We start from the raw sequence: 15,170 nt of genomic DNA on the forward strand, positions 1-15,170 counted from the left end.
TTTCGTTAAAAAACGGTATGGGGTGGCTTCTTTCCTGACTGGCGCGGCTTCTTAACGGAGGCCGGGTTGGTATTCATTCATGTGCATATTATTAACGCGGTTGACATATCGCATATTGAATCAATATAATACGCGCAGATTTTACGTCCCGTCCTCGGTACCAAATCCCAGCAGTATTTGCATCTTTTACCCAAAGCGAGTAAAATTTGCCACGTTTCAGGCGCGGGGTGGAGCAGCCTGGTAGCTCGTCGGGCTCATAACCCGAAGGTCGTCGGTTCAAATCCGGCCCCCGCAACCACTTTCCCTTAGAGTTCTTTTTCAAATATACTGTGAAGACTTAGGCCTTCGTAGCTGGATTTGAAAAAAATTCTTTCGGAAGGTTCTCCAGACCGCAGTTGCGGTTATAGGGTTCAGTTATCTAAAGCCCCGATTTATCGGGGTTTTTTGTTATCTGACTACAGAATAACTGGGCTTTAGGCCCTTTTTTTATGTCTTGGGGGTGGGCTTGTCCACATTAGAGCAAAAATTAACAGAGATGATTACAGCGCCAGTTGAAGCCTTAGGTTACGAACTGGTCGGCATCGAATTTATTCGCGGTCGCACATCCACACTGCGCATCTATATTGATAGTGAAGATGGCATCAATGTTGATGATTGTGCTGATGTGAGTCACCAGGTGAGCGCGGTGCTGGATGTCGAAGATCCCATCACTGTGGCATACAACCTGGAAGTCTCCTCGCCAGGTCTCGACCGTCCTATGTTCACGGCTGAGCACTACGCGCGTTTCCTGGGTGAAGAAGTGACGCTGGTACTTCGTATGGCGGTACAAAACCGTCGTAAATGGCAGGGCGTTATCAAAGCGGTTGACGGTGAAATGATCACTGTCACAGTCGAAGGTAAAGATGAAGTGTTCGCGCTGAGTAATATCCAGAAGGCGAACCTGGTTCCCCACTTTTAATAGTCTGGATTGAGGTGAAAAGCCCGCGATGAACAAAGAAATTTTGGCCGTTGTTGAAGCCGTTTCCAATGAGAAAGCGCTGCCACGCGAGAAGATTTTTGAAGCGCTGGAAAGTGCGCTGGCTACAGCAACGAAGAAAAAATACGAACAAGAGATCGATGTTCGCGTACAAATCGATCGTAAAAGCGGTGATTTCGATACCTTCCGTCGTTGGTTAATCGTAGAAGAAGTCACGCTGCCGACAAAAGAAATTACGCTGGAAGCGGCGCGTTTTGAAGACGAAAGCCTGAACCTGGGCGACTACGTTGAAGATCAGATTGAATCTGTCACCTTTGACCGTATCACCACCCAGACGGCAAAACAGGTTATCGTACAGAAAGTACGTGAAGCCGAGCGTGCGATGGTGGTCGATCAGTTCCGCGAGCACGAAGGCGAAATCATCACCGGCGTGGTGAAGAAAGTAAACCGCGACAACATCTCTTTGGATCTGGGCAGCAATGCTGAAGCCGTGATCCTGCGTGAAGATATGCTGCCGCGCGAAAACTTCCGTCCTGGCGACCGTATTCGTGGCGTTCTGTACTCCGTTCGCCCGGAAGCGCGCGGTGCGCAACTGTTTGTGACGCGTTCCAAACCGGAAATGCTGATCGAGCTGTTCCGTATTGAAGTACCGGAAATCGGCGAAGAAGTCATTGAGATTAAAGCGGCGGCTCGCGATCCGGGTTCCCGTGCGAAAATCGCGGTGAAAACCAACGACAAGCGTATCGATCCGGTCGGCGCCTGTGTGGGTATGCGTGGTGCGCGCGTTCAGGCCGTTTCTACTGAACTGGGCGGCGAGCGTATCGATATCGTCCTGTGGGATGATAACCCGGCGCAGTTCGTGATTAACGCGATGGCGCCAGCAGACGTCGCTTCTATCGTGGTGGATGAAGATAAACACACCATGGATATCGCTGTTGAAGCCGGTAACCTGGCTCAGGCGATCGGACGTAATGGTCAGAACGTCCGTCTGGCTGCGCAACTGAGCGGCTGGGAACTTAACGTGATGACGGTTGATGACTTGCAGGCTAAGCATCAGGCTGAAGCACATGCAGCTATCGATACCTTCACCAAATATCTCGATATTGATGAAGAGTTCGCAACCGTACTGGTTGAAGAAGGTTTCGCGACGCTGGAAGAACTGGCCTACGTGCCAATGAAAGAACTGCTGGAAATCGACGGGCTGGATGAACCGACCGTTGAAGCGCTGCGCGAGCGTGCCAAAAACGCACTGACCACTCTGGCACTGGCCCAGGAAGAAAGCCTTGGTGATAACAAACCGTCTGACGATCTGCTGAATCTGGAAGGATTGGGTCGCGACCTGGCATTCAAACTGGCTGCCCGTGGTGTTTGTACGCTGGAAGATCTCGCTGAGCAGGGCATTGATGATCTGGCTGATATCGAAGGGTTGACCGACGAAAAAGCCGGTGAGCTGATTATGGCTGCCCGTAATATTTGCTGGTTCGGCGACGAAGCGTAATAAACTGTAGCAGGAAGGAACAGCATGACAGATGTAACCGTAAAAGCGCTGGCCGCAGAGATACAGACCTCCGTGGATCGCCTGGTACAGCAATTCGCTGATGCCGGTATCCCGAAGTCTGCTGATGACTCTGTGTCCGCACAAGAAAAACAGACTTTACTGGCGCACCTGAATCGTGAAAATGGTTCAGGGCCGGATAAGTTGACGCTGCAACGTAAAACGCGCAGCACGTTGAATATTCCAGGTACCGGTGGAAAAAGTAAATCGGTACAAATCGAAGTCCGCAAGAAACGCACCTTTGTGAAACGCGATCCGCAAGAGACAGAACGTCTCGCCGCGGAAGAGCAGGCGCAGCGTGAAGCGGAAGAGCAAGCCCGTCGTGAGGCAGAAGAAACAGCCAAACGCGAGGCGCAACAAAAAGCTGACCGTGAGGCCGCAGAACAAGCTAAACGTGACGCCGCTGAAAAAGCGAAACGTGAAGCTGCGGAAAAAGACAAAGTGAGCAATCAACAGACTGACGATATGACCAAAACCGCCCAGGCCGAAAAAGCCCGCCGTGAAAATGAAGCAGCAGAGCTGAAGCGTAAAGCGGAAGAAGAAGCGCGTCGCAAACTTGAAGAAGAAGCGCGTCGCGTAGCAGAAGAAGCTCGCCGCATGGCGGAAGAGAACAAATGGACTGATAACGCGGAGCCGACTGAAGACACCAGCGATTATCACGTTACCACGTCTCAACACGCCCGCCAGGCCGAAGACGAAAACGACCGTGAAGTTGAAGGCGGCCGTGGTCGTAGTCGCAATGCGAAAGCAGCGCGTCCGGCGAAAAAAGGCAACAAACACTCTGAATCGAAAGCCGATCGTGAAGAAGCCCGTGCGGCCGTTCGCGGCGGTAAAGGCGGTAAAAACCGTAAAGGTTCTGCTCTGCAACAGAGCTTCCAGAAACCGGTTCAGGCTGTTAACCGTGACGTTGTGATTGGTGAAACCATCACCGTTGGCGAGCTGGCGAACAAGATGGCGGTAAAAGGCTCTCAGGTCATCAAAGCGATGATGAAGCTGGGCGCGATGGCAACCATCAACCAGGTCATCGACCAGGAAACCGCACAGCTGGTTGCTGAAGAGATGGGCCACAAAGTTATCCTGCGTCGTGAAAACGAGCTGGAAGAAGCGGTAATGAGCGACCGTGATACAGGTGCGGCGGCAGAACCGCGTGCTCCGGTTGTGACCATCATGGGCCACGTTGACCACGGTAAAACCTCTCTGCTGGACTACATTCGTTCAACGAAAGTTGCCTCTGGCGAAGCGGGCGGCATTACCCAGCACATCGGTGCTTACCACGTTGAAACCGACAACGGTATGATCACCTTCCTGGATACCCCGGGTCACGCCGCGTTTACCTCTATGCGTGCTCGTGGTGCGCAGGCAACGGATATCGTTGTTCTGGTTGTGGCGGCAGACGACGGCGTGATGCCACAGACCATCGAAGCTATCCAGCATGCGAAAGCGGCGGGTGTGCCGGTTGTGGTTGCGGTGAACAAGATCGATAAGCCAGAAGCCGATCCGGATCGTGTTAAAAACGAACTGTCCCAGTACGGCATCCTGCCGGAAGAGTGGGGCGGCGAAAGCCAGTTCGTCCACGTATCTGCAAAAGCGGGTACTGGCATCGACGAACTGCTGGATGCAATCCTGTTGCAGGCTGAAGTCCTCGAACTGAAAGCAGTTCGTAAAGGCATGGCGAGCGGCGCGGTCATCGAATCCTTCCTGGATAAAGGTCGTGGTCCGGTTGCAACCGTCCTGGTTCGTGAAGGTACGCTGAACAAAGGCGACATCGTCCTGTGTGGCTTCGAATATGGCCGCGTTCGTGCAATGCGTAACGAACTGGGTCAGGAAGTGCTGGAAGCGGGTCCGTCCATTCCGGTTGAGATCCTGGGTCTGTCCGGCGTTCCGGCTGCCGGTGATGAAGTGACCGTGGTTCGTGACGAGAAGAAAGCTCGTGAAGTTGCGCTGTATCGTCAGGGTAAATTCCGCGAAGTTAAACTGGCGCGTCAGCAGAAATCTAAACTTGAGAACATGTTCGCTAACATGACCGAAGGTGAAGTTCATGAAGTGAACATCGTACTGAAAGCGGACGTTCAGGGCTCTGTGGAAGCAATCTCCGACTCTTTACTGAAACTGTCTACCGACGAAGTTAAAGTGAAGATCATCGGTTCCGGCGTAGGTGGTATCACCGAAACCGACGCAACCCTGGCTGCTGCATCCAACGCGATCCTGGTTGGCTTCAACGTGCGTGCCGATGCCTCTGCGCGTAAAGTGATTGAAGCGGAAAGCCTGGATCTGCGCTACTACTCCGTCATCTATAACCTGATCGACGAAGTGAAAGCGGCAATGAGCGGCATGCTGTCTCCAGAACTGAAACAGCAGATCATTGGTCTGGCTGAAGTCCGTGACGTGTTCAAATCACCGAAATTTGGCGCTGTCGCAGGCTGTATGGTTACTGAAGGTACGATTAAACGCCACAACCCGATCCGCGTACTGCGCGACAACGTGGTTATCTACGAAGGCGAGCTGGAATCCCTGCGCCGCTTCAAAGATGACGTTAACGAAGTCCGTAACGGCATGGAATGTGGTATCGGCGTTAAGAACTACAACGACGTTCGCGTTGGCGATATGATCGAAGTGTTCGAGATCATCGAGATCCAACGTACGATTGCGTAAGGTCGGCCGGGTTGTAGGCCGGATAAGGCGTTTACGCCGCCATCCGGCAATGTAATGCCTGATGGCGCCATGCTTATCAGGCCTACAGTTTATAGCCCACGCCACCCGGCATGAAATTTAAAAAGGGGCTTTTGGCCCCTTTTTTGTCTTTATTCTGGAGAATTTATTATGGCGAAAGAATTTGGTCGCCCGCAGCGCGTAGCCCAGGAAATGCAAAAAGAGATCGCTATCATCCTGCAACGCGAAATTAAAGATCCGCGTCTTGGCATGATGACCACCGTTTCCGGTGTGGAGATGTCCCGCGATCTGGCCTATGCCAAAGTGTATGTCACCTTTCTGAACGACAAAGATGAAGACGCGGTAAAAGCGGGCATCAAAGCGTTGCAGGAAGCGTCTGGCTTTATCCGTACCCTGCTGGGGAAAGCGATGCGTCTGCGTATCGTGCCGGAACTGACCTTCTTCTACGACAACTCGCTGGTTGAAGGGATGCGTATGTCTAACCTAGTGACTAACGTGGTGAAACATGACGAAGAACGTCGTGTGAACCCGGACGACAGCAAGGAGGACTAATGAGTCGTCCTCGTCGTCGTGGTCGCGACATTCACGGCGTCCTGCTGCTGGATAAGCCGCAGGGCATGTCCAGCAATGACGTCTTGCAGAAAGTAAAACGCATCTATAACGCCAACCGTGCCGGACATACCGGCGCGCTGGACCCGCTGGCGACGGGCATGTTGCCCATCTGCCTTGGGGAAGCGACAAAGTTTTCGCAGTATCTGCTGGATTCTGACAAACGTTACCGCGTGATTGCCCGCCTGGGACAGCGTACCGACACCTCCGATGCCGATGGTCAAATCGTGCAGGAACGTCCGGTGACCTTCAGCGCAGAGCAGTTAGCTGCCGCGCTGGAGACGTTCCGTGGCGATATCGAGCAGATTCCATCGATGTATTCGGCGCTGAAGTATCAGGGCAAGAAGCTCTACGAATATGCGCGTCAGGGGATTGAAGTTCCCCGTGAAGCCCGCCCGATTACCGTTTACGAACTGCTGTTTATTCGCCACGAAGGGGATGAACTGGAGCTGGAGGTTCACTGCTCGAAGGGCACCTACATTCGCACCATTATCGATGATTTGGGTGAGAAACTTGGGTGTGGCGCGCATGTGATCTTCCTGCGACGTCTGGCGGTCAGTAAATATCCGGTTGACCGTATGGTCACGCTGGAACAGCTACGTGAGCTTGTTGAACAGGCGGAACGGCAGGATATTCCGGCTGCGCAACTGTTAGATCCGCTGCTGATGCCGATGGACAGTCCGGCTTCGGACTATCCAGTTGTCAATCTTCCTTTAACGTCATCGGTTTACTTTAAAAACGGTAACCCGGTACGGACGACAGGCGTGCCGCTTGAAGGGCTGGTTCGCGTGACGGAAGGTGATGACGAAAAATTTATTGGCATGGGCGAAATCGACGATGAAGGCCGCGTGGCGCCTCGTCGGCTAGTGGTTGAGTACCCGGCGTAATGCTGCCCCGTCTTGCGATAACAGGACGCTACGAGTAGAATACCGCCGCTTAACGTCACGTAAATTTTTTAACAAGTTCGCGCGGCGTTTACATGGGGTCGCTGAATTAGAGATTGGCACCCTTTCATTCTTTATTATTTTTGGAGTTCATCATGTCTCTAAGCGTTGAAGCTAAAGCTAAAATCGTTTCTGAGTTTGGTCGTGGTACTAACGACAGCGGTTCTACCGAAGTTCAGGTTGCTCTGCTGACTGCACAGATTAACCACCTGCAGGGCCACTTTGCAGAGCACAAAAAAGATCACCACAGCCGTCGTGGTCTGCTGCGCATGGTTTCTCAGCGTCGTAAACTGCTCGACTACCTGAAACGTAAAGATGTTGCACGTTACACCGCGCTGATCGAGCGTCTGGGTCTGCGTCGCTAATTCTTGCGAGTTTCAGAAAGAGGGGGCCTTCATGGCCCCTTTTTTCAACCAGACGGCAGCAATTCACTGGAAACTAATGTATTGTTGCTATGGATGATCTTCCGTTGCAGAGGTTCGCGCGGCTAATGAGAGGCTTCACCCAAAGAGCATGGGTTAGGGTTGTCATTAGTCGCGAGGATGCGCAGAAGATCGGGTATTAACGATGGCGCCTGAGTGTGCCGTCAAAAATTAAGAAAGGGTATTATTTTGCTTAATCCGATCGTTCGTAAATTCCAGTACGGTCAGCATACCGTTACGCTGGAAACTGGCATGATGGCGCGTCAGGCAACTGCCGCCGTTATGGTAAGCATGGATGACACTGCGGTATTCGTTACCGTTGTTGGTCAGAAAAAAGCGAAGCCGGGCCAGGATTTCTTCCCGCTGACCGTTAACTATCAGGAGCGTACTTACGCTGCTGGCCGTATCCCGGGCAGCTTCTTCCGTCGTGAAGGCCGTCCGAGCGAAGGCGAAACCCTGATCGCGCGTCTGATTGACCGCCCGGTTCGTCCGCTGTTCCCGGAAGGCTTCGTTAACGAAGTTCAGGTTATCGCAACCGTCGTTTCCGTTAACCCGCAGGTTAACCCGGATATCGTCGCGATGATCGGTGCTTCCGCCGCGCTGTCTCTGTCCGGCATTCCGTTCAACGGCCCGATTGGCGCCGCGCGTGTTGGTTATATCAATGACCAGTATGTACTGAACCCGACTCAGGACGAACTGAAAGAAAGTAAGCTGGACCTGGTGGTTGCCGGTACTGAAGCGGCTGTTCTGATGGTTGAATCCGAAGCAGAACTGCTGAGCGAAGACACCATGCTGGGCGCCGTGGTATTCGGCCACGAGCAGCAGCAGATTGTGATTCAAAACATCAACGATCTGGTGAAAGAAGCGGGCAAACCGCGTTGGGACTGGCAGCCGGAAGCGATAAACGAAGCGCTGAACGCGCGCGTTGCTGCGCTGGCCGAAGCTCGCCTGAGCGACGCTTACCGTATCACCGACAAACAGGAGCGTTATGCTCAGGTTGACGTGATCAAATCTGAAACCATCGCTGCGCTGGTTGCAGAAGACGAAACCCTGGACGAAAACGAACTGGGCGAAATCCTGCACGCTATCGAGAAAAACGTTGTTCGTAGCCGCGTACTGGCCGGCGAGCCGCGTATTGATGGCCGTGAAAAAGACATGATCCGTGGCCTGGACGTGCGTACTGGCGTGCTGCCGCGTACTCACGGTTCCGCGCTGTTCACTCGTGGCGAAACGCAGGCGCTGGTCACGGCGACGCTGGGTACCGCTCGTGACGCGCAGGTTCTTGATGAACTGATGGGCGAACGCACTGACAGCTTCCTGTTCCACTACAACTTCCCTCCGTACTCCGTTGGCGAAACCGGCATGGTCGGTTCTCCGAAGCGTCGTGAAATTGGTCACGGTCGTCTGGCGAAGCGCGGCGTTCTGGCAGTTATGCCGGAAATGGACAAATTCCCGTACACCGTTCGCGTGGTGTCTGAAATCACCGAATCCAACGGGTCTTCCTCTATGGCTTCCGTGTGTGGCGCTTCCCTGGCGCTGATGGACGCAGGCGTGCCGATTAAAGCGGCCGTTGCGGGTATCGCGATGGGTCTGGTGAAAGAAGGCGACAACTTTGTTGTTCTGTCTGACATCCTGGGCGACGAAGACCACTTGGGCGATATGGACTTCAAAGTGGCGGGTTCCCGCGACGGTATCTCTGCATTGCAGATGGATATCAAAATTGAAGGTATCACCAAAGAGATCATGCAGGTTGCGCTGAACCAGGCAAAAGGTGCGCGTCTGCACATCCTGGGCGTGATGGAACAGGCGATCAACGCGCCGCGTGGCGACATTTCTCAGTTCGCTCCGCGTATCCACACCATCAAGATCAACCCGGACAAGATCAAAGACGTTATCGGTAAGGGCGGTTCTGTTATTCGTGCTCTGACCGAAGAAACCGGCACCACCATCGAAATCGAAGATGACGGTACGGTGAAGATCGCGGCGACCGACGGCGAAAAAGCGAAACATGCTATCCGTCGTATCGAAGAGATCACTGCGGAAATCGAAGTGGGCCGTATCTACAATGGTAAAGTGACCCGAATCGTTGACTTTGGCGCGTTTGTTGCCATTGGCGGCGGTAAAGAAGGTCTGGTACACATCTCTCAGATCGCTGACAAGCGCGTAGAGAAAGTGACCGATTACCTGCAAATGGGTCAGGAAGTACCGGTTAAAGTTCTGGAAGTTGATCGCCAGGGCCGCGTACGTCTGAGCATTAAAGAAGCAACTGAGCAGTCTCAACCAGCTGCTGCGCCGGAAGCTCCGGCAGCAGAACAGGGCGAGTAAGGTTGCCATTTGCCCTCCGCTTTGGCGGAGGGCCTTTGACCCGGCAGGACGCCTTGTCAGCAACCGGGGAACAGGACGTTCATTCAATCGTTGTCTTCGGGAGTGGGAAATGAAGCCTTTTTTGCGCTGGTGTTTCGTTGCGACAGCACTCACGCTGGCAGGATGCAGCAACTCTGCCTGGCGTAAGAGTGAAGTCCTCGCGGTGCCATTGCAACCGACTTTGCAGCAGGAAGTGATTCTGGCACGCATGGAACAAATTCTTGCCAGTCGGGCTTTAACCGATGACGAACGCGCACAGCTTTTATATGAGCGCGGAGTGTTGTATGATAGTCTGGGTCTGAGGGCATTAGCGCGAAATGATTTTTCACAAGCGCTGGCAATCCGACCGGATATGCCTGAAGTATTCAATTACTTAGGCATTTATTTAACGCAGGCAGGCAATTTTGATGCTGCCTATGAAGCGTTTGATTCTGTACTTGAGCTTGATCCAACTTACAACTACGCGTACTTAAATCGCGGTATCGCATTGTATTACGGCGGTCGCGACAAGTTAGCGCAAGATGATCTGCTGGCGTTTTATCAAGACGATCCCAATGATCCTTTCCGCAGCCTGTGGCTTTATCTCGCTGAGCAGAAGCTCGATGAGAAGCAGGCGAAAGAAGCGTTAAAGCAACGCTTCGAGAAATCGGATAAAGAACAATGGGGATGGAACATTGTCGAGTTCTACCTGGGCAACATTAGCGAAGCAACGCTGATGGAACGCCTGAAGGCGGACGCAACGGATAACACCTCGCTCGCTGAGCATCTCAGTGAAACCAACTTCTATTTAGGTAAGTATTACCTAAGTCTGGGGGATTTGGACAACGCTACGGCATTGTTCAAACTGGCGGTGGCTAACAACGTTCATAACTTTGTTGAGCACCGATACGCATTGTTGGAATTATCGCTCCTGGGCCAGGACCAAGATGACCTGGCAGAATCGGACCAGCAATAGCTGACGTACACATCAGCCCGTAATCTTTTTGATTGCCATCACCTTCACGGGTGAGGGCGTTGTTGTTCGTTAATACACCTACTTTGAGCCGGTTCACACTTTTCAATGAAAATTGCAGATCAATTTCATGATGAGTTATGTAGACTGGCCGCCATTAATTTTGAGGCACACGTACTACATGGCTGAATTCGAAACCACTTTTGCAGATCTGGGCCTGAAGGCTCCTATCCTTGACGCCCTTAACGATCTGGGTTACGAAAAACCATCTCCAATCCAGGCAGAGTGCATCCCGCATCTGCTGGGCGGTCGCGATGTTCTGGGTATGGCCCAGACCGGTAGCGGCAAAACCGCAGCGTTCTCCTTACCGCTGCTTAACAATCTTGATCCTGAGCTGAAGGCACCTCAGATTCTGGTGCTGGCACCGACCCGCGAACTGGCGGTTCAGGTTGCTGAAGCCATGACGGATTTCTCTAAACATATGCGCGGCGTGAACGTGGTTGCCCTGTACGGCGGCCAGCGTTATGACGTGCAGTTACGCGCCCTGCGTCAAGGGCCGCAGATCGTTGTCGGTACGCCGGGACGTCTGCTTGATCACTTAAAACGCGGCACGCTGGATCTCTCTAAACTGAGCGGTCTGGTGCTGGACGAAGCCGACGAAATGCTGCGTATGGGCTTCATCGAAGACGTTGAAACCATCATGGCGCAGATTCCTGAAGGTCATCAGACCGCACTGTTCTCTGCCACCATGCCGGAAGCGATTCGTCGCATTACCCGCCGCTTTATGAAAGAGCCGCAGGAAGTGCGCATTCAGTCCAGCGTGACCACGCGTCCTGACATCAGCCAGAGCTACTGGACTGTCTGGGGCATGCGTAAAAACGAAGCGCTGGTGCGTTTCCTGGAAGCTGAAGATTTTGATGCGGCGATTATCTTCGTTCGTACTAAAAATGCGACCCTGGAAGTGGCTGAAGCGCTGGAGCGTAGCGGTTACAACAGCGCCGCGCTGAATGGCGACATGAACCAGGCGCTGCGTGAGCAGACTCTGGAGCGTCTGAAAGACGGTCGTCTGGATATCCTGATTGCAACTGACGTTGCGGCCCGTGGCCTGGACGTTGAGCGCATCAGCCTGGTTGTAAACTACGATATCCCGATGGACTCCGAGTCTTACGTTCACCGTATCGGCCGTACCGGTCGTGCGGGTCGTGCTGGCCGCGCGCTGCTGTTCGTTGAGAACCGCGAGCGTCGTCTGCTGCGCAACATTGAACGCACCATGAAGCTGACCATCCCGGAAGTGGAACTGCCGAACGCAGAACTGCTGGGTAAACGCCGTCTGGAAAAATTTGCAGCGAAAGTTCAGCAGCAGCTGGAAAGCAGCGATCTGGATCAGTACCGCGCGCTGCTGGCGAAAATCCAGCCGACCGAAGAAGGCGAAGAGCTGGATCTCGAAACGCTGGCTGCCGCACTGCTGAAAATGGCGCAGGGCGAACGCACGCTGATCGTACCGCCGGATGCGCCGATGCGTCCTAAACGTGAATTCCGTGACCGTGATGACCGTGGTCCGCGCGATCGTAACGATCGTGGCCCGCGTGCTGACCGTGGTGACCGTGAAGATCGCCCGCGTCGTGAACGTCGTGACGTTGGCGATATGCAGCTGTACCGCATTGAAGTGGGCCGTGATGACGGTGTTGAAGTGCGTCATATCGTTGGCGCGATTGCTAACGAAGGCGACATCAGCAGCCGTTACATTGGTAACATCAAGCTGTTTGCTTCCCACTCCACCATTGAGCTGCCGAAAGGTATGCCGGGTGAGGTGTTGCAGCACTTTACGCGCACCCGCATCCTGAACAAGCCGATGAACATGCAGCTGCTGGGCGATGCGCAACCGCATTCCGGTAACGAGCGTCGTGGCGGTGGTCGTAGCTTCGGTGGCGAGCGTCGTGAAGGCGGTCGTGGTTTTGGCGGCGAACGTCGTGAAGGTGGCCGTGGTGATGGTCGTCGTTTCAGCGGTGAGCGTCGTGAAGGCCGTGCGCCGCGTCGTGACGACTCCACCGGTCGCCGTCGTTTCGGCGGTGATGCGTAATTCACGCTCAATCGCGGTCTCGCACCGTAAAGTAAAATATACAGCCCCGATGATTGCGATCGGGGCTTTTTTTATTTCTTTTGTACTCGCGTACTGGTACAGTGCGACACAATAAAATGCAGTCGCAATATTATTCACTGGAGAGAGGGCTGAATGGCAACACTAACCACCACCCAAACGTCACCTTCGCTGCTTGGCGGCGTGGTGATCATCGGCGGCACCATTATTGGCGCGGGAATGTTCTCCCTGCCGGTGGTCATGTCCGGTGCGTGGTTCTTCTGGTCGATGGCTGCGTTGGTGTTTACCTGGTTCTGTATGCTGCATTCCGGGCTGATGATCCTCGAAGCCAACCTCAACTACCGGATTGGCTCCAGCTTTGACACCATCACCAAAGACCTGCTGGGTAAAGGCTGGAACGTGGTGAATGGGATCTCTATTGCCTTTGTGCTCTATATCCTGACCTACGCCTATATCTCGGCGAGCGGCTCGATTCTGCATCATACCTTTGCTGAAATGTCGCTGAACGTTCCGGCGCGGGCGGCAGGTTTTGCGTTTGCGTTGCTGGTGGCCTTTGTCGTCTGGTTGAGTACGAAAGCGGTTAGCCGGATGACGGCGATTGTGCTGGGCGCGAAAGTCATCACCTTCTTTCTGACCTTCGGCAGTCTGCTGGGGCACGTCACGCCGGCGACGCTGTTTAACGTGGCCGAAAGCAATGCGTCTTACACGCCGTACCTGCTGATGACATTGCCGTTTTGTCTGGCGTCGTTTGGTTATCACGGCAACGTGCCAAGCCTGATGAAATATTACGGTAAAGATCCGCGTACCATCGTGAAATGCCTGGTGTACGGTACGCTGATGGCGCTGGTGCTGTATACCATCTGGCTGTTGGGGACGATGGGTAATATTCCGCGCCCGGCGTTTATCGGTATTGCGCAGCAGGGCGGTAATATTGATGTGTTGGTACAGGCGCTGAGCGGCGTACTGAACAGCCGCAGTCTGGATCTGCTGCTGGTGGTGTTCTCTAACTTTGCGGTGGCGAGTTCGTTCCTCGGCGTGACGCTCGGTCTGTTTGACTATCTGGCGGATCTGTTTGGTTTTGATGATTCGGCGCTGGGGCGCTTCAAAACTGCGCTGCTGACTTTCCTGCCGCCGGTGATTGGCGGTCTGCTGTGGCCGAACGGGTTCCTGTATGCTATCGGCTATGCGGGGCTGGCGGCAACCATCTGGGCAGCCATTGTTCCGGCTCTGCTGGCGCGAGCTTCACGCCAACGCTTCGGCAGCCCGAAATTCCGCGTCTGGGGCGGCAAGCCGATGATTGCGCTGATCCTGGTATTCGGTATCGGCAACGCGCTGGTGCATATTCTGTCGAGCGTGAACCTGTTACCTGTGTACCAGTAAGTTTGTTGTGCCGGATGGCGGCTACGCCTTATCCGGCCTGAACAATCTCGTAGGCCCGGTAAGCGAAGCGCCACCGGGCAAAACAACGCACTACCCCACCAACTCTTCTTTCACCTGCATCGCCAGGTCAAATGAATGCAGCCGCGCCTGATGATCGAAAATCTGCCCGTTGACCATAATCTCATCCGCCTGCGTTTCGCGCAGAATAGATTCCAGCCCGTGACGCACTTTGGCTTTATCGCCCACCAGCGACATACTCAGCGCCTGCTGCACGCCATATTGCTCGGACGGCGACCAGAACTGATCCATATTTTGAATTGGCGCGGGTAGCTGTCCGGTCTCGCCGCGACGCAGTTTCACAAACGCCTGCTGCATAGAGGTAAACAGAAATTCCGCATCGCGATTGCTGTCAGCGGCGATGATATTGATGCACACCATCGCATACGGTTTTTCCAGCCGCGCGGACGGCTTGAACTGGGTGCGATAGAGATGCAGCGCCTGGAACAGCATATCGGGCGCGAAGTGGGAGGCGAAGGCGAACGGCAGACCACGCTGCGCCGCCAGCTGTGCACCGTACAGGCTGGAACCCAGCAGCCACACCGGTATCTTCTCGCCATAGCCCGGAACCGGGCGTACATGCGGATTGGGATCGCGCGCGTCGAACCAGTCCACCAGTTCAGCGACGTCGCGCGGGAAATTATCAATATCGCCGCTCATATGACGGCGCAGCGCCATCATGGTGCGCTGATCGCTTCCCGGCGCGCGCCCCAGGCCCAGATCAATCCGTCCAGGATAGAGCGTATTCAGCGTACCGAACTGCTCGGCGATAACCAGCGGTGAGTGGTTGGGGAGCATCACCCCGCCAGAACCCAGATGCAACGTGGTGGTATTGGCGGCCAGATAGCCAATCAGCACCGATGTCGCCGCGCTGGCGATACCGGTCATGTTGTGATGTTCCGCCAGCCAGTAGCGGTGATAGCCGCGCCGCTCTGCCAGACGGGCGAGATCCAGTGAGTGTGAGAAGGCCTCTTTCGCAGAGGAACCTTCGGGGATCGGTGCCAGATCCAGCAGCGAAAATGGAATGGTTTTGTCAGTCATAACGGCTCACTTTGTCGTCGGTGAATCATTTAATACTGCATTAAAATTTGATTACCGTTGTTAACAAAGTGAGCGGTATAAGGCGGGGCGCAAACATCAACT

12 protein-coding genes and 1 tRNA gene are annotated in these 15,170 nt (G+C 54.1%); 12 read left to right on the top strand and 1 reads right to left on the bottom strand.

Translation table 11 applies throughout. The features are described from left to right. Positions 1-221: 221 nt before the first annotated feature. From OGX80_RS13205 to mtr, 12 genes are all read left to right on the top strand, one after another. Positions 222-298 (top strand) — tRNA-Met (locus OGX80_RS13205). 207 nt (positions 299-505) lie between these two features. Beyond that, complete coding sequence (gene rimP, locus OGX80_RS13210) at positions 506-958, top strand: ribosome maturation factor RimP (RefSeq protein ID WP_012135304.1); 453 nt, start codon at positions 506-508, stop codon at positions 956-958. A gap of 28 nt (positions 959-986) precedes the next feature. Further along, positions 987-2,474 (top strand): transcription termination factor NusA, encoded by a 1,488-nt coding sequence (gene nusA / locus OGX80_RS13215; RefSeq protein ID WP_012135303.1) that lies wholly within the window; start codon positions 987-989, stop codon positions 2,472-2,474. Positions 2,475-2,498: 24 nt separating this feature from the next. After that, a complete protein-coding gene (gene infB / locus OGX80_RS13220; protein WP_012135301.1) occupies positions 2,499-5,183 on the top strand; it encodes a translation initiation factor IF-2 in 2,685 nt (894 codons plus the stop codon). Positions 5,184-5,351: 168 nt separating this feature from the next. After that, a complete protein-coding gene (rbfA, locus tag OGX80_RS13225) occupies positions 5,352-5,753 on the top strand; it encodes a 30S ribosome-binding factor RbfA (RefSeq protein WP_001040203.1) in 402 nt (133 codons plus the stop codon). Then, entirely contained in the window at positions 5,753-6,697 is a 945-nt protein-coding gene (truB, locus tag OGX80_RS13230) for a tRNA pseudouridine(55) synthase TruB (protein ID WP_012135299.1), read from the top strand. Before rbfA ends, truB begins: the two co-directional genes overlap by 1 nt. Positions 6,698-6,849: 152 nt before the next feature. After that, a complete protein-coding gene (gene rpsO / locus OGX80_RS13235) occupies positions 6,850-7,119 on the top strand; it encodes a 30S ribosomal protein S15 (RefSeq protein WP_003861789.1) in 270 nt (89 codons plus the stop codon). Positions 7,120-7,365: 246 nt separating this feature from the next. Further along, on the top strand, positions 7,366-9,501 hold the full coding sequence (pnp, locus tag OGX80_RS13240; protein WP_115182303.1) for a polyribonucleotide nucleotidyltransferase: 2,136 nt from the start codon (positions 7,366-7,368) through the stop codon (positions 9,499-9,501). 109 nt (positions 9,502-9,610) lie between these two features. Further along, on the top strand, positions 9,611-10,495 hold the full coding sequence (gene nlpI, locus OGX80_RS13245; protein WP_012135296.1) for a lipoprotein NlpI: 885 nt from the start codon (positions 9,611-9,613) through the stop codon (positions 10,493-10,495). A 105-nt stretch (positions 10,496-10,600) separates the two neighbouring features. Next, the gene (yrbN, locus tag OGX80_RS13250) at positions 10,601-10,681 is read left to right on the top strand and encodes a protein YrbN (RefSeq protein ID WP_010723222.1); all 81 of its coding nucleotides are present in this window, start codon (positions 10,601-10,603) and stop codon (positions 10,679-10,681) included. Beyond that, positions 10,674-12,572: an ATP-dependent RNA helicase DeaD gene (gene deaD / locus OGX80_RS13255; RefSeq protein ID WP_024130983.1), complete on the top strand. Its 1,899-nt coding sequence runs from the start codon at positions 10,674-10,676 to the stop codon at positions 12,570-12,572. Before yrbN ends, deaD begins: the two co-directional genes overlap by 8 nt. A gap of 153 nt (positions 12,573-12,725) precedes the next feature. Continuing rightward, the gene (mtr, locus tag OGX80_RS13260) at positions 12,726-13,970 is read left to right on the top strand and encodes a tryptophan permease (RefSeq protein WP_047461011.1); all 1,245 of its coding nucleotides are present in this window, start codon (positions 12,726-12,728) and stop codon (positions 13,968-13,970) included. 90 nt (positions 13,971-14,060) lie between these two features. Here the strand turns inward: mtr and OGX80_RS13265 are convergent, their stop codons facing one another. Further along, on the bottom strand, positions 14,061-15,068 hold the full coding sequence (locus OGX80_RS13265; protein ID WP_047461014.1) for a luciferase-like monooxygenase: 1,008 nt from the start codon (positions 15,066-15,068) through the stop codon (positions 14,061-14,063). Positions 15,069-15,170: the final 102 nt, after the last annotated feature.

This window comes from Citrobacter sp. CK194, assembly GCF_030333395.1.
Lineage (GTDB): Bacteria > Pseudomonadota > Gammaproteobacteria > Enterobacterales > Enterobacteriaceae > Citrobacter_B > Citrobacter_B koseri.